This window comes from Sphingomonas pokkalii (genome assembly GCF_003096275.1).
GTDB lineage: Bacteria > Pseudomonadota > Alphaproteobacteria > Sphingomonadales > Sphingomonadaceae > Sphingomonas > Sphingomonas pokkalii.
Map to the genome: position 1 here is coordinate 2,663,985 of NZ_QENQ01000001.1, position 19,895 is coordinate 2,683,879.

9 protein-coding genes are annotated in these 19,895 nt (G+C 64.8%); 5 read left to right on the forward strand and 4 right to left on the reverse strand.

Annotated features, from left to right (window positions below):
• Nucleotides 1-32: 32 nt before the first annotated feature.
• The 4 genes from DD559_RS12300 to DD559_RS12315 all read left to right on the forward strand — a co-directional run bounded on the left by DD559_RS12300 (nucleotide 33) and on the right by DD559_RS12315 (nucleotide 7,874).
• Complete coding sequence (locus DD559_RS12300; protein ID WP_116469428.1) at nucleotides 33-2,909, forward strand: TonB-dependent receptor; 2,877 nt, start codon at nucleotides 33-35, stop codon at nucleotides 2,907-2,909.
• Between the two features lie 65 nt (nucleotides 2,910-2,974).
• Nucleotides 2,975-4,471: a tryptophan halogenase family protein gene (locus tag DD559_RS12305; RefSeq protein ID WP_116469429.1), complete on the forward strand. Its 1,497-nt coding sequence runs from the start codon at nucleotides 2,975-2,977 to the stop codon at nucleotides 4,469-4,471.
• A complete protein-coding gene (locus DD559_RS12310) occupies nucleotides 4,468-6,261 on the forward strand; it encodes an alpha-amylase family glycosyl hydrolase (RefSeq protein ID WP_116469430.1) in 1,794 nt (597 codons plus the stop codon). The genes DD559_RS12305 and DD559_RS12310 overlap by 4 nt, the downstream gene beginning before the upstream one ends.
• 5 nt (nucleotides 6,262-6,266) lie before the next feature.
• Nucleotides 6,267-7,874: an alpha-glucosidase family protein gene (locus DD559_RS12315; protein WP_116470890.1), complete on the forward strand. Its 1,608-nt coding sequence runs from the start codon at nucleotides 6,267-6,269 to the stop codon at nucleotides 7,872-7,874.
• Nucleotides 7,875-7,928: 54 nt separating this feature from the next.
• On the opposite strand, the gene DD559_RS12320 is transcribed toward DD559_RS12315, so the two are convergent.
• Nucleotides 7,929-9,965, reverse strand: a complete 2,037-nt coding sequence (locus DD559_RS12320) for an amidohydrolase family protein (RefSeq protein WP_116469431.1) — start codon at nucleotides 9,963-9,965, stop codon at nucleotides 7,929-7,931.
• 445 nt (nucleotides 9,966-10,410) lie between these two features.
• Here DD559_RS12320 and DD559_RS12325 point away from each other — a divergent pair, with 445 nt between their 5' ends.
• On the forward strand, nucleotides 10,411-13,518 hold the full coding sequence (locus DD559_RS12325) for a TonB-dependent receptor (protein WP_116469432.1): 3,108 nt from the start codon (nucleotides 10,411-10,413) through the stop codon (nucleotides 13,516-13,518).
• 354 nt (nucleotides 13,519-13,872) lie between these two features.
• Here the strand turns inward: DD559_RS12325 and DD559_RS12330 are convergent, their stop codons facing one another.
• The 3 genes from DD559_RS12330 to DD559_RS12340 form a co-directional block, all read right to left on the reverse strand.
• Nucleotides 13,873-15,222, reverse strand: a complete 1,350-nt coding sequence (locus DD559_RS12330) for a pectate lyase family protein (RefSeq protein ID WP_116469433.1) — start codon at nucleotides 15,220-15,222, stop codon at nucleotides 13,873-13,875.
• The gene (locus DD559_RS12335; protein ID WP_116469434.1) at nucleotides 15,222-18,533 is read right to left on the reverse strand and encodes a TonB-dependent receptor domain-containing protein; all 3,312 of its coding nucleotides are present in this window, start codon (nucleotides 18,531-18,533) and stop codon (nucleotides 15,222-15,224) included. Before DD559_RS12335 ends, DD559_RS12330 begins: the two co-directional genes overlap by 1 nt.
• Before the next feature lie 303 nt (nucleotides 18,534-18,836).
• The gene (locus DD559_RS12340) at nucleotides 18,837-19,871 is read right to left on the reverse strand and encodes a LacI family DNA-binding transcriptional regulator (RefSeq protein ID WP_116469435.1); all 1,035 of its coding nucleotides are present in this window, start codon (nucleotides 19,869-19,871) and stop codon (nucleotides 18,837-18,839) included.
• Nucleotides 19,872-19,895 lie beyond the last annotated feature (24 nt).

Below are 19,895 nucleotides of genomic sequence, written 5' to 3' on the forward strand. Positions count from 1 at the left end.
AGCCGGGGATAGAGACACGATTGGGGAGAGACATGGTACGCAACGATATCCGCGGCCGCCGCGCCGCCCGCATCGCGCTGTGCGCCAGCGCCGCCGCGATCGCCTTTACCGGCATCGCCGCCACCGCCCACGCGCAGGATGGCACAGCACCGGCCGATACCGCCACCGCCAGCCAGACGGACGAAGCGGGTAACGCAATCGTCGTTACCGGCTTCCGCGCCGCGCTGGAAAGCGCCGTCACCGCGAAAAAGACCCGCGACCAGGTCGTCGAGTCCATTTCCGCCGAGGATATCGGCAAGCTGCCCGACGCCTCGATTGCGGAATCGATCGCGCGCCTGCCCGGCCTTACCTCGCAGCGAGTCAACGGCCGTTCGAACGCCATTTCGATCCGCGGCTTCGCACCGGATTTCTCCACGACGCTGCTGAATGGCCGCGAACAGACCTCCACCGGCGACAACCGCGCGGTGGAATATGATCAATATCCGTCCGAGATCATCAGCCAGGTGCTGGTATATAAGACGCCGATGGCTTCGATCGTCGGCGAGGGTCTTTCCGGCACCGTCGATCTGCGCACCGTGCGCCCGCTCGAATATGGCCGCCGCACGATCAGCCTTGGCGGCCGTGGCACCTGGGCGGATATCGGCAAGCTGAATACCGGCTCGAAGGAGTTCGGCTGGCGCGTCAACGGGACGTATATCGATCAGTTCGCCAACGATACGATCGGCGTCGCGCTGTCTGCCAGCTATCTGAACGAACCGTATCAGATCAAGGAATTCAACGCCTGGGGCTATCCCACGGTCGACATTGGCGACGATCGGTACGGCACCGGCCCCGCCAATGCGCGCGTCGCCCGGCCGGGCTATGCCAATGTCGTCGGTGCGGCCGTGCTCGGCGGCTCCAAATCCTACGTGACTTCCACCACCCTGAAGCGGCTGGGCCTGCAAGGCACGCTCGAATGGCGGCCCGCACCCGAATTCACCACGACATTCGACGGCTTCTATTCAGACTTCAAGGACGACCAGATCAAGCGCGGTATCGAACTGCCGCTCTATTGGGGCAGCGGCACGCTGCAGCCGAATGCCACCGTCACCAGCGGGCTGGTCAGCAACGGCAGCTTCTCGGGCGTGGAGGGCGTGGTCCGCAACGATGCGTTCCAGCGCCATGCCAAGCTCTATGCCTTTGGCTGGAACGGCAAATATGAAGGCGACGATGGCTGGAAGGTGATGGGCGACATCAGCTATTCGAAAACCGACCGCAACGAACTGGTGCTGGAAACCTATGCCGGTACGGCAAGGGGCGCCGGCACCGGCGCGACGGACACGATCGGCTTCCGTCCCAGCGACAATGGCTACAGCTTCAGCCACGGCCTGAACTACGGCGATTATAACCTGATCAAGCTCACCGCCCCGCTCGGCTGGGGGGGCGATCAGATCGCGCAGGATGGCACGCGCATCCTCAACGGGCAGGACGGCTATTACAACAACCGCCTGATCAAGGACGATCTGTGGCAGTATCGGCTGGAGATCGAAAAGGAACTCGGCCAATTCCTGAAGGACGTGAAGTTCGGCCTCAACTATACCAACCGTTCGAAGACGCTGACGCCAGACGAGGCCTTTATCGGGCTGATCGCCAATACCGACGGCACGGTCGACGTGCCGGTGCCGACCAGCGCGCGCCTTGGCACCACCGATCTCACCTATCTCGGGCTTGGGCCGCTGATCAGCTATGATCCGGTGGCGTTGCTGGGATCGGGCATCTATCGTCGGGTGCGCAATCCCTATGGTGATGTCGTCGTGAAGTCCTACGCGATCCGCGAGAAGCAGATGACCGGCTATCTCCAGGCCGATATCGACCAGCAGATCGGTTCGAACACCCTCACCGGCAATTTCGGCGTCCAGGCGATCTTCACCGATCAGGATTCGGACGGTGCGACGGCGGTATTCCTGGGTACGAACCCGAATGGATCCCCCAACATCGGCGCGCAGAGCCGCCGGTCGAGCGTCGGCTATGTCGATGTGCTGCCCAGCCTGAACCTGTCGCTGCGCACCGCCGGCGATTATGTCGTCCGCTTCAGCGCGGCGCGTGAAATCATCCGCCCGCGGCTCGACGATATGCGCGCCAGCCTCAGCTATGGCTACCAGATCACGTCGGTGCCCGGCATAGGCCAGGTCGCCTTCGCCACCGGCAGCAGCGGCAATCCCACGCTGCGCCCCTGGCGCGCCAACGCCGTGGACCTCACCTTCGAGAAGTATTTCGGCCGCCAGGGCTATCTGGCCGCGCAGTTCTTCTACAAGGACGTGCTCAGCTACGTATACAACCAGGATCAGACGATCCCGTCATCCAGCCTGGCGCTGTCCAATCCGGGCAACGGCGTCGTGATCGCGCCGACCGCGGTAATCAACGTGCCGATCAACGGCAGCGGCGGCAATCTCTATGGCGTAGAGCTGGCCGGCACCCTGCCTTTCGGCCAGGTAGTGAAGGCACTGGACGGATTCGGCATCACCGGCGGCGTTTCGTACACCGAAACAAGCATCTCGCCGACGCCGGGCGCCCCGGCGGAGGATATTCCGGGCTATTCGAAGTGGGTCGCCAACGGCACCGCCTTCTTCGAGAAATGGGGCTTCTCGGCACGCGGCAGCATTCGCTACCGTTCCACCTTCGTCGGCGAAGTCTCGGGCTTCGGTGCTGCACGCACACGCCGCCGCGCCGCACCGGAAACGATCGTCGATGCGCAGATCGGCTATGACTTCCAGAAGGGCAGCGCGCTCGAGGGCGTATCGCTGTTCATCCAGGGGCAGAATCTTACCGATGAGCCGTTCGTAACCTACAATCCGAACCGGCCGGATCAGGTGATCGACTATCAGCGCTATGGCCGGCGCTTCCTGGCAGGTGCCAGCCTGAAGTTCTGACGTTCCCCCTTTGCGGCGCCGGGGCCTCCCCCCTTCCCCCGGCGCCGCATCCCGGAGTGCGGCCCATGGATGACCCCAGCACCATCGTTATTGCCGGCGGCGGCACGGCCGGATGGATGGCGGCCGCCGCACTGGCACGCTTCGCCGGGACAGGCTGGCGCATCCGCCTGATCGAGTCCGACGCGATCGGCACCGTCGGCGTGGGCGAAGCGACCATACCGCAGATCCGCCTGTTCAACGCCGGACTCGGCATGGACGAAGCCGAATTTCTCCGCGCGACCGGCGGCACGATCAAGCTTGGTATCGAATTCGCCGGCTGGAATGGCGAAGGCAGCCGCTATCTCCATGCCTTCGGCACGATCGGGCGGGGATTGGGGCTGATCGAGTTCCAGCATTATTGGCTGCGGGCGCATGCCGCCGGCACCGCGCTGCCCTTCTCCGCGTATGCGCTGAACAACGAAGCTGCCCATGCCGGCAAGGCTGCGCGGCTCGACGGGCAGGGACCGATCCCGGCCATGCCCTATGCCTATCATTTCGACGCCGGTCTCTACGCTGCCTTTCTGCGCCGCTATGCCGAGGCGCGCGGTGTGGAACGGCATGAAGGGCGGATCGCCGACGTGGAGCGCGGCCCTGCCGGTATCGCCGCGCTTCGGCTGGACGATGGCCGCCGCATTGCAGGCGACCTGTTCATCGATTGTACCGGCTTTCCCGCGCTGCTGATGGCGGCGCTGGGGGTCGGCTATACGGACTGGTCGCATTGGCTGCCCTGCGATCGCGCCGTCGCGGTGCCGAGCGCGCGCACCGCCCCCTTGCTACCCTATACCCGCGCCACCGCTCGCGGCGCCGGCTGGCAATGGCGCATTCCACTCCAGCACCGCACCGGCAATGGCCTGGTCTATGCGCGTGCCCATTGCTCCGACGACGAAGCCATGGCGACGCTGCTGGCGAATCTCGACGGGGATGCCCTGACCGATCCCCGCCCGTTGCGTTTCACCACCGGCACCCGGGATTGCTTCTGGCAGGCGAATTGCGTCGCGCTCGGCCTTGCCGCCGGCTTTCTCGAGCCGCTCGAATCCACCAGCATTCATCTTATCCAGTCCGGCATCGCCCGTTTGCTTCAGTTCCTGCCGCGCGGGCAGGCGACGAACGCCGCACGGGCAGAATATAATCAGCTAACCCAGTTCGAATATGCCGCGATCCGCGACTTTCTAGTGCTCCACTACCATGCGAATGGCCGCACGGAGCCGCTATGGCAGGCCTGCCGCGCGATGGCGCTGCCCGAGGAACTGGCGCGTAAGATCGCGTTGTTCCGTGCCACAGGCCGGATCTCCCGGCGCGAGGACGAATTGTTCGCTGAACCGGGCTGGCTCCAGGTCCTTCTCGGCCAAGGCATCGTGCCAGATCGATGGCACCCCTTTGCCGACCAGCTTAGTGACGCCGAACTCACGATGTTTCTCGGCACCATCCGCACGATGATCGAGCGCACCACCGCAGCGATGCCGTCGCACGCCGGATTCCTCGCCGGGATCGATGCCGTCCAGAAAGAAGTTGAGCCCGCATGATCCGCAAGACTGCCCTCGCCCTTTTCACCGCCGCGCTCGCCGTGGCGCCCGCCGCCGCGCAAAGCTATCGTGATCGCCTGCCCGAGGACGAGGTGCTTTACTTTCTCCTCCCCGATCGCTTCGAAAATGCCGATCCCGCCAATGATCGCGGCGGCCTGACCGGCGACCGGCTCGTCACCGGGTTCGATCCGTCGTCCAAGGCCTTCTACCATGGCGGCGACCTGAAGGGCGTGCTGCAGCGGCTGGACTATATCCAGGCGCTGGGCGCGACTGCGATCTGGGTGGGGCCGATCTTCAAGAACAAGCCCGTGCAGGGACCGAAGGGCCAGGAATCGGCCGGCTATCACGGCTATTGGATCACCGACTTCACCCAGGTCGACCCGCATTTCGGCACCAATACCGAGTTCAAGGCGCTGGTGGATGCGGCGCACAAGCGCGGCATCAAGGTCTATATGGATATCGTGGTGAACCACACCGCGGACGTGATCCAGTTCAAGGAGTGCGGCGACTGCGCCTATCGCAGCCGCGCCGACTATCCGTACCAGCGCAAGGGCGGCACCTCCGGCGGGCCCATCAATCCGGGCTTTGCCGGCGACGACAACCACAGCGCCGCCAATTTCGCCAAACTGACCCGTCCCGATTACGCCTACACGCCCTATGTCCCCGAGGCGGAAAAGCAGGTAAAGGTCCCCGCCTGGCTCAACGATCCGATCCATTACCATAATCGCGGCAACTCGACCTTTGCGGGCGAGAACTCGACCATGGGCGATTTCGTCGGTCTCGACGATCTGATGACTGAGCATCCGCGCGTCGTCGCCGGCATGATCGAGATCTTCGGCGGCTGGATCGATCGTTTTGGCGTGGACGGCTTCCGCATCGACACTGCACGCCACGTGAACCCGGAGTTCTGGCAGACCTTCGTCCCCGCGATGCTCGCCCGCGCCAAGGCGAAGGGCATCCCAAACTTCCACATTTTCGGCGAAGTCGCCGATCCCGAGGTCGCCGCCCTCGCCCAGCATACCCGCGTCGATAAGTTCCCCGCGGTGCTAGACTTCGCCTTTGCGCTGGCCGTGGACGAAGTAGCGAGCGGCAAGGGCACGGACCGCCTCGCCAAGGTGTTCGCCGCGGACGTGCTGTACGAAGGCGGCGAGAAGACCGGGCACCGGCTGCCGACCTTCGTCAGCAACCATGACGCCGGACGCAGTTCCACGTTCATCAAGCAGGCGCTGCCCAAGGTCAGCCAGGCCGAACTGCTCCAGCGCGTCGAGCTCGCCCAGGCGATGCTGCTGCTGCTGCGCGGCGTGCCGACCATCTACGCCGGCGACGAGCAGGGCTTCGTCAGCGACGGCAACGACCAGGATGCCCGCGAGGACATGTTCGGGAGCAAGGTGGCCAGCTACAATGACAACCACCTGCTCGGCACCGACACGACCACCGCCACGCCCAGCTTCAACCCGGCCCATCCGCTGTTCCGCGAGATCGCCATGCTCGCCCGGCTGCGCACCAGCCACGCGGCGCTCACCCGCGGCCGCCAGATCACGCGCTTCGCCAGCGACAAGCCCGGCCTGTTCGCGGTGTCGCGCTTCGATCCCAAGACCGGCGCGGAGACCGTGATCGCCTTCAACACCAGCCCCGAACCCTGGACCGGCAACATCCAGGTCGAGACCCGCTCCACCGCCTTCCACACCCTGGCGGGCGCCTGCCCTGCCAGCGCCGCTGCACCCGGCAGCCTCCCCCTTTCCCTTCCCGCGTTCGGCTACACCGTCTGCGCGGCCGGAGCCTCCAAGTGAACCTCATGACGATGCGCGAGCTCTCCACCGAAGCCCGGCCCTGGTGGCGCGGCGCGGTGATCTACCAGATCTATCCGCGCAGCTTCGCGGACTCGAACGGCGACGGCGTCGGCGACCTGCCCGGCATCACCGCAAGGCTCGATCATGTCGCGGCGCTGGGCGTGGACGCGGTGTGGATCTCGCCCTTCTTCACATCACCGATGCGGGACTTCGGCTATGACATCGCCGATTTCTGCGATGTCGATCCCGTGTTCGGCACCCTCGCCGACTTCGACGCGCTGGTCGCCCGTGCCCATGCGTTGGGCCTCAAGGTGCTGATCGACCAGGTCTATTCGCACAGCTCGGACCAGCACCCGTGGTTCCAGGAGAGCCGCACCAGCCGCACCAACCCAAAGGCCGACTGGTATGTCTGGGCCGATGCCAAGCCCGACGGCAGCCCGCCCAACAACTGGCAGTCGGTGTTCGGCGGCCCGGCCTGGACCTGGGACGCGCGGCGCGGCCAATATTATCTCCACAATTTCCTGCGCGAGCAGCCCGACCTGAACTTCCACAATCCGGAGGTACAGGCCGCCACCCTCGCCACCGCCAAGTTCTGGCTCGATCGCGGCGTCGACGGCTTCCGGCTCGATGCGATCAACTTCACGATGCACGATCCGCAGCTGCGCGATAACCCGCCTGCGCCGGACACCGGGCAGCCGCGCACCCGCCCCTTCGATTTCCAGCAGCACCTCTACAATCAGAGCCATGCGGACATCCCGCTGCTGCTCGAGAAGCTGCGCGCGCTGGCGGACCTGTATCTCGGCCGCTTCACCGTCGCCGAAGTCGGCGGCCCCAGCCCCGAGGCGGAGATGCACCTGTTCACCGCCGGCGATACGCGGCTCAACAGCGCCTATGGCTTCAACTTCCTCTACGCCGATCGCCTGACGCCCGCCTTGGTGCGCGACGCGGTCGCCGAATGGCCCGACACGCCGGGCACGGGCTGGCCGAGCTGGGCGTTCGAAAATCACGACGCCCCCCGCGCCCTCTCGCGCTGGGTCGCGCCCGAGCACCGCGCCGCCTTCGCCGCGATGAAGATGCTGCTGCTGCTCGCCTTACGCGGCAACGCGATCCTCTATTATGGCGAGGAACTGGGGCTCACCCAGGTCGACATCGCCTTCGAGGACCTACAGGATCCTGAGGCGATCGCCAACTGGCCGCTCACCCTCAGCCGCGACGGTGCGCGCACGCCGATGCCGTGGGTGGCGGATGCGCCCCATGCCGGCTTCTCCGTCGCCCGCCCCTGGCTGCCGATCGGCGCCGACCATGCCGGGCTGGCGGTCGATCGCCAGGAAGCCGATCCGGCCTCGCTGCTGAACCACACCCGCCGGCTGATTGCGCTCCGCCACGCCCATCCAGCGTTGATCGAAGGCGCGATGCAGGTGCTGCACGCAGACGAAACGCTGCTCGTCTTCGCCCGCAGCCTGGGAGAAGAATACGTCCTTTGCGCCTTCAATCTTTCCGATGCGCCCATCGATATCCCCACCGCCCTATTGACAGGACGGCGGATCGTGGAAGCGCTGAACGGCGGCACGGACAGCCACCTGCCGCCCTATGCCGCGCTGGTGGCGCGCTGACACAGTTCCCCCAAGCCGGAGACCTTGGGGCTGGCACTGGCCAGCCCCCTTTTCCTATTTGGGCATCCCGCTGAGACCGCTGGCCTTGCGCAGCGCATCCGCATCCAGGCGATAACCGTCCAGGAACACCGTTCGGACATGGCGCAGTGCACCGATGTCCTTCGAAACATCGCCGTCGACCAGGATGATATCGGCCGTCTTGCCAGGCGCAATCGATCCCACGCGATCGGCCATACCCACCATCCGCGCCGGCACGATTGTCGCCGTCTGCAATGCCTCGGCATTGGTCAGGCCGGCTTCCTGATAGAGTTCCAGCTCGCGCACGATTTCGAGGCCATAGCCATCCGTGCCTGCGACGATCGGCACCCCCGCCTTGTGCAGCCGCCCGACGACCTCCACCATCTTGCCGAAGCTCTTGCGGAAATCGGCACGCGTCAGGCCGGCGAACAGCGGGTAGCCGCCGATCTTCCAGCCGCGCGCAACCGCCGGCGGCGCGATATCGGAGAAGGCGGCATATTCCGGGGGCACGGCGCTGCCGTCAGAGGTCAGCAGCGGCTCCCAAACCGTCAGGGTCGGATCGATGATCGTCTTGCGTTTGGCAAGCTCCGCATAGAAGGCGCGCAGTTCCGGCGAATCCAGATTCAGATCCTTGCCATATTGCGCAGGCCCTTCCAGCCGCGCGGCGGTATTCGCCTTGTCCACCACCGCCTGCGGCATCGCCTGCATCAGGATGAAGTTGATGTGGGTCACTTCGTCATACCCCGCCCGGACCGCATCCAGCGGGCGCATATGTGCGGGCACATGGCCATGCACGTGCAGGCCCAGCCGGTGCGCCTCCGCCGCCGCCGGCGCGATCCAGGCCGGATCCATCGAGGTATAGAACTTCACGCCCCACATGCCGGCCGCCTTGATCTTGCGCACGGCGGCGATTGCCTCTTGCGACGAGGACACGGTGAGCGCGCCCTGCGCGGCCAGCGGGTCCTTCTTGTCGATGATCACCGAAACCTTGCCGTCCGGCGCCAGCAGATCGCCCGATGCCCGGCGCTTGAAGATGCTCTGCGCTTCCTCGATCGAAGAGCCAGGGCTCCGATAATTGGTCATACCCGTGGCGACGTTCTGCAACAGGTTCCAGTCACCGCCGACATGCTGGTGCGCATCCCACAGGCCAGGCAGCAGCGTGCGCCCGCGCCCGTCGATCACGGTCGCACCCGCCGCAGGGATGCTGCCTGCCCGGCCGACCTTCACCACCTTGCCACCCGCGATCAGCACCGCCTGATCCGGCACGTACCGGCCCGCGACCGAATCGAAGAGCAGGACGTGATCCACCAGTGTCGGCGTGCGGTTGGCAGGCGCCAGGAAGCGGTGCGCCACTTCGCGCACCATCTCCGCCTCTTCCGCCTCCTGGATGTCCTTCAGCTTCGGTCCCGCCGCCTCGAAACCTTCGGGCAGCAACGAAATCCCGCCGACGGCGCCAAAGAAATGGTTCTGCGCATCGAGCCACACCGGCATCGGCGAAAAGCCCATCCCGTTCAGGTAGGCGAGCTTCACGGCTTTCCGGCCGCCTGGCCCCTCGATCTCCACGGCCTTGCCGATCGTGATGCTGGCATGGCCGGTGGGCAGCAGATCGATTCCGGCCGGTCCCGCGCCAACCAGCGCATCGATATCCAGCTCGCCGGCAAGCATCGGGCCGCCATAGCTGCTGTAGCGCGCCTTGCCGAAGGGCTTTTCACCTGCGTCGACGGCGGTCTTCCAACGGGCGATGCCGGCAGAATCGACACTGAAATTCTCGGTCGCGTCGCCGGTGTCGGTAAAGCCGCGAATCGCGATCGCGGTCGGCCGGCCATCCGGGCCGATCGTCACCACTTCGTCCGTCTCCGTCACCCATCCGCGCAGCGACATCGACATGCGATAGGCGATCCGCCCGTCCGGCATCTTCCACGACCAGATATCGCCATGCTTCGCGGCGGTGGAACTGAGCGTGAAATGGCGGGCATCTGCCGGCGGAGTCAGAAGATCGGCCTTCTGGCTCTGGGCCGCGGCGGGCAGCGCGCTCGCGCTGGCGAGCAGGAAAGCTAGGCGAATGGCGTGCATTGGAAACCCCCGTCTTGGCTGCCCAAGGTGCCACGCGGTGCGCCCGATCGCAATCATCGCCCGCCTTCCAATGGGGCGCATGGTCATCTTCGAAAATCGATGGCCTTACCATTATCCATTTGACGATCAGGCCAAAGCATGGAAGATAGCGCTAACATGACGCCGCAGCGAAGCGGGCGCGTATTGGGATGAGGGTGGGATGGTGCACAAACCACATCTTCGCTGGATATTGTCCACACGCCGAATGCCATTGGCATGCGGTTTGATTCCGCCCTGATTCCACCCGACCGACACCGAAATCCATCGATTATCACCCGCAGCACGAATGCTGCGGGAACGGCTTCGTGCGCCCTCGGTCGCGCACGCAGGCCAGATGCCACCCACGGACCGAAGCAAGATCGGCATCGACCCAGCCGACTATCCTAGTTGAGGGGATTCCCAGATCATGGCCAACTCCGCATTCACCATACGGTCCTTCCGCAACATGCTGCTCTGCGCGACGGTGCTGAGCGCCGGCACAGCCACCACCATGGCGCACGCCCAGACCGCCGCCACACCCCCGGCGAGCGTGCCACAGAGCGGAGACCAGGCGGGCACCGAGCAGGAGATTGTCGTCACCGGCTATCGCCAGAGCCTTGCCAAGGCGGTGGATGCCAAGCGGGAGGCAACGGGCTTCATCGACACGATCTTTGCAGAGGATATCGGCAAGTTCCCGGACACCAACATCGCGGAGTCGTTCAACCGTATTCCTGGCGTCACCATCACCCGCGACGTGACCGGCGAAGGCGTCAACGTCGCGATCCGCGGCCTGGGCTCCAACTTCACCAACGTCACGCTCAATGGCGCACCGATCGCGGTCGCCTCTTCGGGTGCCACGGACGCGCAGGGCACCGATCGGTCCGTCGACCTCAGCTTCTTCCCGACCGACCTGTTCACCAAGCTCACCGTGAACAAGAGCTACACGGCGAACCTGCTGGAAGGCGGTGCCGCGGGCAATGTCGACCTGCGCTCGGCCCGGCCGTTCGACCGGCCGGGTCCGTTCTTCGCCTATAGCATCCAGGGATCGAACCAGACGCCCGAGGATCGGATCGGGGCACGCGGCTCGCTGATCGGCAGCTGGCGCAACGATATGTTCGGCATTCTGGCCGGCGTGTCCGCGCAGCGGCTGTTCACCGATACGCGCGGCTTCGAAACCATCGGCTACACCAACCCCGCGCTCACCGCTGCCCAGTGCGGCGCTGCCTCGGGCTGCAACAGCACCGGCGGCGGCAACTGGACGATTCCGGCGGTCGTACCTGCCGGCGCGGGCGCCGGCCTGGTCGCGGGCACGGTCATCGATCGCGCCTTCCTGCTCGCCAACAATCCCGGCGCGACCATCCAGCAGATCGACAACGGCCTGCTGCCGCGCCTGGGCCGCAACACCAGCATCCGCGGCCCGCGCGATCGCATCAACGCGATCGCCAGCGCCGAATGGCAGCCGTCCGACTCCCTGCATTTCTATGTGGACGGACTGTATGGATACAAGAAGAACGTGCTGACCCGCGAGAATGTGGCCTGGATCGTACGCAACGGCGCGCTCATCCCGACGAACCTGAAGTTCGACAAGTCGGATTGCAGCGCCGGCTGCACCGTCACCAGCGGCACCTTCGCCAATGTCCAGTTCTTCAACGAATTCCGACCCTATCGGGAAACCACCGAGCTGTTCAGCATCAACCCCGGCGGCGAATGGACGATTTCCGATACGCTGAAGCTGAACCTGCAAGGCAATTATGCGCGCTCGACCTTCCATCGTGAGAGCCCGACGGTCGGCGCCACCACGCCGCTGGGCCGGAACGCCACCGTAACCTTCAACACCACTGGCGGCATCCCTGAGATCAAGAGCAGCCTCGATCTCAACAACCCGGCGAATTTCGGCTGGTATGCCGGCAGCCGCGTGAACATGCAGGACGAACGGCGCCGCAACGAGAATAAGGGCGTCCGGGGCGATCTGACCTGGGGCGAACGCGCGTTGAACCTGCAGGTCGGTGGCGCCTATGACGATGTCTCGCGTCGTATTCGCGGCTTCGATAACACCCAGGCCTGGCAGAATGCGGTGTGCGGCAACAATCCCAGCATCTTCGTGCCCGGCCCCAACTCGCAGCCACCATGCGAGGGGCTGAATGCGCCGGGTGCGGCGCCGGCCGGCTATCCCACCTATCCGGGCTATGGCACCGGCTATACCGCCGGGCAGACGGGCACCGTCACCTATGCCGGCTCGCTGATTCCGAACGCGGCCTTCCCCACCTATCTGACGCCTGGGCCCGCTGGCTTCGTCACGGTCGATTGGGACAAGTTCCGCAAGGCCAGCAACTATGATTTCTTCCATGACAACACGCCGGAAAGTGGCGGCTCGAACACCGGCGCGAACGGAGGCCTGATCCGCGAAGTCGTTAAATCGGCCTTCGCGACGATCAATGGCGAGCAAGAAGTGGGCGGCAACCTGCTGCGCTTCAACGCTGGCCTGCGCTATGTGAACACGATCCAGACGATTTCGGGCCGCGTCAGCTTCGCCGATCCGCGCAATGCCACAGCGGGAGGCGGGCAGATTGCGGATGGCAGCCGCTATCCCAGCGTGGTCAACATCGTCGATACGCGCAACGAATATGCCGAATGGCTGCCGGCGGCTACCGTTGCCTATGATGTCAGCTCGAAGGCGGTCGTCCGCGTTGCGGCTTCGCGCACGATGACGCGGCCCGATCCGGCCGCGCAGTTGCCGGGCGTGAATTTCGGCGCGCCTTCGGCCGATCAGGCGAGCATCGGCAACCCGGCGCTCGCGCCCTATCTCTCGACCAATATCGATCTCGGCTTCGAATATTATACCGGGCGCGAAGGTGTCATCAGCTTCAACGCGTTCCGGAAGTCGATCGAAGGCTTCACCACCACGGCGATCAACACGGTGCCGTTCACGGCACTGGCGCAATATGGCATCACCTACGACACGCTGAACCCGACGCAGCAGATCGCGATCAATTCCCGCGGCGGGCCCAATAGTGCGCAGGTGCAGGTGACCAGCCAGGTCAACGTGCCGAACAAGCTGAAGATCAATGGCCTGGAATTCCAGTGGGTTCAGCCGCTCGATTTCCTGACCGAGAAATTCGGCGTGCGCGGCTTCGGTTTCAACGCCAACGCGACGATCGTCGATCAGACCAGCGACGGCCCCGCCACCGCGTTCGGCGTGGCCCCGTTCACCTACAACATCACCGGATATTACGAACGGAACGGCGTGATGCTGCGCGTCGCGGTCACTTCGCGCGAAGGTTCGCAGAATAGCGGTACTGCGCAGAACGGCATCCCGGCAGCGGCGCTGTTCGGCACCACCTACACCAGCTGGGATTTCTCCTCTGCCTTCGATCTCGACAAGATCTTCGGCGTCAAGCACGCACCGCAGCTGACGATCAACGTCGCCAACTTCAACAACGCGACGCTGCGCTCCTATTTCCAGTTCGAGAACGCGACCTTCACCCAGTACAAGCCCGGCCGTCAGGTCCTGATCGGCCTGCGCGGCAGCTTCTGACGCGCATAAGGGGGCGGCTGCCATCGCAGCTGCCCCTCCAATGATCTTCCCAAGGGGCGATGGTCGCGCCGCTACGCGCGCTGGGCGCCGGGCATCGCGGCCGCTACAGCGTTGCAACAATCAAAATGGGCGCGACACAAGCCCCAATGTGCATAGAAATGCGTACCGCGCGGCGACCTTATGCCCATTGCGGCACTCCGGAATCGTCCGCCAAGTGCACGCTGCGCCACCAGCCGTAACCCCCGCGAAAGCTGCCGCCTCCGGGGGCGAAAAAAGAATGTTACGCCTGCGGGAGATGCCAGCTTGCGCCGGCACGATGCTGAGCGATCGGGCGCCGTCCGTACGGCCTTGGTATCATGTCCGCCCCGCCGCCAGTTCGGCCAGCCATTCCTCCAGGTTCGTCCAACCGTCGCCGTTGCGATCGGCATTGCCGTCGCGATGATCATGGGGGTTCAGGCCATGCGCGATTTCCCATGCGTCCGGGATACCATCATGATCGCCGTCCCTTGGTGCGGGTGCGCTCTTGAGTTCCGGCCAACCGCCCACATCCCGCTGGCTGTCGATCTGACGCCCCGTGCGATCGCGTACCCCGGCGACGATCCGTGCATCGACGCTATCACGCACCTTTGATGCCCCCGCCCCCGCCAGCACCAGCGCATAGGCCTGGGCAGCGGCGTCCTGCGTCACCGGGGGCATCGGCACGGGCGCATCGAGCCGATAGCCCGGCGGTGCAATGCCATCGACCAGGCTCCACGGATCGGCGGGGATCGTGCCGTTCATGCTATTGCCGGCGAACCAGGCCTTGGCGAGCGTGTTGCCCTCGTGGAACGCGATCGGCTTCAGCGACTGCGGACCCATCACATAGGCATTGTCGACGAAGTTATAGCACGCCAGCGTCGCCTTGTCGGCATTGTAGCCAGACCAGCCCTTCCCCCAGTTATAGAAGACGTTGGAACGGAAATCGAAGAAGGCGCCTTCGGGATCCACGTCCGGCCCGCTGTAATTGCCGGGCCGCGGCATCCGCGCTTCGTGATTGGCCCAGAGGTTGTGGTGGAAGCTGATCTTCGCCCCCTGCCCGCCGCGAATCAGGCTGCCATAGCCATGCTCGCCCTTGGCGTGCAGCGAATGGGTGAGCGATTCCGCGATGATCGACCATTGCACGGTCACGTCCCAGAACCCCTCGCCGGGCCTGGTATAATTGGCGGATGCAGAGAGCGTCTCGTCCACCGACCAGCTTGCCGAGACATGGTCCAGGATGATGCGGCGTCCGCCCAGGATCCAGATCGCATCGGATTCCGTTCGCGATTCATCGCCGAGCCGCGAACGGATATACCGGATCACCACGTCATCGGCGTCCACCTCGAGCGGGTGGTCGCGCAGGGTGATGCCGTCGCCCGGCGCGGACTGGCCCGCGATCGTAACCCGCCCCGCGCGGATCCGCAGCGGCTTGGCGAGGCGGATCGTGCCCGAAATGCGGAACAGGATGGTGCGCGGCCCCGATGTTTCCACCGCGGCGCGCAAACTGCCCGGCCCGGCATCGGCGAGCGTGGTGACGAACAGCACCTTGCCGCCCCGCCCCCCCAGCGCGACCGCGCCGGCCCCCTCTGCGCCGGGGAAAGCCGGTACCGTGCGTGCCTGCCCGATGGCAGGCGCAGCCGGCGCCGGCAGCAGCAAGAGCAACGCCAGCGCCGGCAACGGCCGCATCAGAAGCTCAGCCGCACGCCGGCGGTGATGATCCGGCCCGTGCTTCCATAGGTTTGGGAGACGGGGTTGGCGGCGTACATCGTGCGATATTGCGGCTGGTTGGTCAGGTTGCGCCCCTCGATCGTGAAGCGAGCGAACTTGGTCAAGTTGACCGCGAACGCCGCGTCGAGATTGAACTGATCCTCGTTATAGCCGAAGTCCGCCAGCACCGGCGAGTTGCACGCCGCGCCGCCATTCGTGGTGGTGCCCACCGCGCAGGTACCGGTCGCGAGCGGGAAGCGATTGACGTAGCGCTTGCGATACGCACCCGAGACACGCAGCGACCAGACCGAATTTTCATAATACAGGGTCGCGTTGAACGCATCCGGCGAGGTGTTGAGAAACGGCCCGTCGGCAAAGGTGTTGCGCGCCGTGCCGACGCCGCCGGCCTGGGTCGTCGAAAGCGTGGTGCCGGTCAGGTAGTTGAGCGACGAATCGATATGGGTGTAGTTGGCGGTAATGCCCATCTTGTCGAACGGCGCGGGCAGGAACCAGAAATCCGTCTGCACATTCACTTCGATGCCCTTGATCGTGCCGCCCGGCGCATCCTTGAACTGGCGCACCGCCCAGGTGCCGCCAGCGCGGGTATAGGCCTGGAGCAGCGGATCGGTCATCGAAGCAAGGATCTGATTATAGATCGCCGGCTCGAACACCGTCGACAGCGGCGCTTCGCCGGCAAGCTGCTGCGGGAAGCTATCGAGATTCTTCTTGAACAGCGCGACGGCGATCAGGCCGTTGTTGCGGAAGTATTTTTCGATGCTGAGGTCAAGGTTGGTCGCGCGGAACGGGCTGAGATAGGGATTGCCGACCGTGAGCGAAGGCGCCGAACCGTTCACCGCCAGCGTGCTCGAAAAGGCCGTCGTTCCCGGCGTCAGGTTGGCGAGCTGCGGGCGCGACATCACCTTGGCGGCCGCGAAGCGGATCAACAGCCCCGGCTGCGCTTCCCAGTTGATATTGGTGGAAGGCAGCCAGTCCCAATATTCGTGGCGCGCCACGACCGGGATGCCGGTGATGCCGTCCGCCCCGCCGACATTGCCGGTGCCCGAAACCTTGGTATTGGCTACGCGCAGACCGACATTGCCGCGCAGCGGTCCGCCGAGCAGGGTCAGATCGTAATCGACCTGGAAGAAGCCCGAGGCATCCCGCTCCTCGACGCCGCCGCCCTGGCGGCCATCGGGCACGACGCGGAAATCACCCCATTTGTTGACGCAGTTGCAATCGATGCCGAACGCATTGATGAACTTGCCGAGATCGGGGGCAAAGAACTGCGTTGGCGTGCCGGCCGGAACGTTCAGCCCCTGGCCGAAGCCATAGACCTGCCCCAGGTCGGTAACGTTCAGCTTCGCTTCGGCGAGCGTCGGGTTCAACGCCTCGATCGTCTGGGCGCGGCGCTGCTGATCGGCGAAATAGCTGAACTTCTTGTAGGTACCACCGAACCGCAACGTCATTTCCGGCACGGCTTCGAAGGCGAAGTTGAGCCGGCCGACGCGATACTCGTTAGTCACCTGATTCTTGAAGACACGGATGGTGGAAAGCCCCTTCACCAGCGTCCATGCATTGGGATCGGCGACGTTGAAGCCGGGATTGAACACCGGCATCTTGCCGCCGCCGCGCTCGTCGAACACATAGCCATTCTGGTCGACCGCATTGACTTCCGCCAGATAGCCGGTGGCATCGAACACCGATTTCGACCAGCCGATCGTGCCGTCCATCGTCAGCCGCTCGCCCAGGTCCTGGCGGAGATTGAGCGTCGCCTGCTTGAATTCGGTCGAGCCGCTCTGCGTGTCGATCGAGCTGCGCCAATCGACGCGATCGAGCTGAAGATAGTCCGCCTGCCCCGCTGCGTTGACATTGGCGGCACGCACCACCGTATTCGGCCGGCCGAGCAGCTGGTTGTAGAAGCCGGTCTGGTTGCTGGTGGCGACATAACCGGGCGAGCGCGGGTTGTTGTAATAATCGAAAGCGCTGAGATTGTTGGGATTGTAGCTGTTGAAATAGCCTGGCAGCACGCTGCTGCCATTGAGCTGCTGGCCGCAATCGACGATCGCGCTCTGTACGCAATTGGGATAGAGCGCGACGCGGTCGGCATAGCCGTTGGTGGTGCCCGGCGCACGCAACGTATTCTGGGTGACGCGCGCATTGGTGCCGTTGCGGTTCAGGCCGACCGGCATGATGCCGGCGAGCAGGCTGTCCTGATCATATTTCGAGTATACGCCGTCGACGATGATCTCGGTGCGTTCGCTCGGCTGCCACTGCGCGGTGCCGGTAAGGCCCAACCGCTCATATTTCAGCTGCTGGCGGCTGATGAAGGGCAGGCCCGGGATCACGGTCGTGGGCGAAAGCAGCGCATAGGCCGCGGGATCCGAACCAAAGGTAGCGCCGCTGCCGCCCGGCCGGGCGAAGCCATAGACCGGCGGCGTCACGCCGTTGATCTGCGAGTTGCGGTACAGATAATCGAACACGCCGATGCTGCGGCGATAGGAATCGATCTGCTGTTCCTGCTTCTGATAGGCGCCCGATACCAGGATGCCGAAATTGTCAGTCAGCCGTACGGAAGCGAGCCCGGTGAAGCGCGGGTTCCAGGTCTTGCCGCTTTCGCGATATTCGGCCTCGCCTCCCAGCGCGAAGCGATTTTCCTTGTAGGCCAGCGGGCGGCCGGTGGTGAGATCGATGATCGCGCCGAGCGAGCCTTCGTCATTTTCGGCCGCCGTGGACTTGGTGATCTTCACGCCGCCGAACAATTCGGAGGCGAAGGTATTGAAATCGAAGCCGCGGCTGCGGTTAGCCCCGGAATCGGACTGGTTGCCGCCGGCGACATTCTGCGCGTCGGCGCCGTTCAGCCGCGTCATCTGGAAGTCGCCGCCCAGGCCGCGCACCGTGATCGAGCGGCCCTCGCCATTGTCGCGATCGATCGAAACGCCCGGCAGGCGCTGGATCGATTCTGCAAGATTGGCGTCCGGAAAATCCGCGATGTCCTCGGCCGTGATCGCGTCGACGATCTGATTGGACGCGCGTTTCAGGTTCAGGGCATTCCGCAGCGAGGCACGGAAACCGGTGACAACGATCTCGTCGCCGGTCTGGGGATCGATGGGCGACGGCTCTTCCTGAATGCTGGCGTCCCGCTGGGCGTCGGTGGTGGCGACGGGGTTGCCGGTCTGTGTCTGCGCCTGCGCCGGAACGCCCAGCCAGAGCGCCACGCCGACCGCGCCGAGCGAAACGCCAACCCGCAGCCCGGTGGAGCGCCGTGCCTTCGAGGTATCGAGATCTGCCATGTTGAACCTCCCCTTGTTCGTCTGGACGCCCGGCGAAGTGCTGCGCCAGGATTCGGGGAGTGGTGATGCGGTCGCCCGGCGCCGCACAGCAATCAGCCGTGCAGACAAAAGCCATGGCGATCGCGACTATTCTCTCCCGCGCTCCTGGCGAATCTTCGTCCGCCTTGGCGCAAGCGCTGCGTCACGCTTGTTGGAGGGTATTTGTTGCACCAACCCGGCCTATGTCAACCGGTGTCATAACCAGGATGACGATAATTTCCGCACCCGCAACTTTGGCGCAACAGCGAAACGGACGCGGGGGGATCAGCTGCCGGCGCGCGGTGGCGCCACCGATGCGCGGTGGATCAGCGTGGAAGGAAAGAGCGACGGCTCCTCCACGGCCTGGTCGTCGCCGAAGAAATCGGCGAGCAGCTTCAACGCGGCGGAGCGGCCCATCGAGATGATCGGCCAGTGCACTGTCGTCATCGGCGGCCAGATGTGCGAGGCGATCGCCGTATCGTCGAAACCGATGATCGACAGGTCTTCGGGCACGCTCATCCCCCGGCGCCGCGCGGCGTGGAGGGTGGCTGCGGCCATCTCGTCGTTGGATGCGAAGATCGCGGTCGGGCGTGGCGATAGATCGAGCAGGCGATCGGCTGCGGCCAACCCGCTTTCGAACGTGTAGTTTCCATCGGCGATCAGGCTGCGGGGCAATTTGATCCCCGCTTCGGACAAGGCCTGTTCGAAGCCCTTGCGCCGCTCCCGCGCCGAGCGGAAGCCATGCGGCCCGGCGATCAGGCCGATCCGGCTGTGGCCGAGCGAAATCAGGTGGTTCACCGCCTCGACGACGACGTCGCTGTCGTTGGAGGCGACCATATGCTCGGGGGCATCAAGTGCGGTGGAGCCCATGCGGACATAGCGGGTGCCGAGATCATTGCACACATCCGCCAGCATATCGTTCTCGGAAACCGGTGGCAGGATCAGCACGCCGTACAGCCGCTGCCGCTCCAGGAACGCGCGAACATCCGCTAGCATCGTCGAGGAGCCGCGGTCGATCGGGCGGACGATCAGCTCGAATTCGGTATCTCGGATCGCCTCCAGGATGCCCGCCTGCACGTTCATCACCATCTGCGCGTTGGGATTGTCGTGGATCAGCCCGAGCAGGAAATTGTGCCGCAGCGCCAGCGCGCGCGCCTGCACATTGGGCACATACCCCAGCTCGGCGATCACCGCCTCCACGCGCGCACGGGTATCCTGATTCAGCAGGGGCGAGCGGTTGATGACGCGGCTGACGGTCTTCTTCGAAACGCCTGCGATCCGCGCCACATCGTTGATGGTGGGCTTGCCCGTCTTTTCCATGGAGCGATGCTATACGGCGCGGCG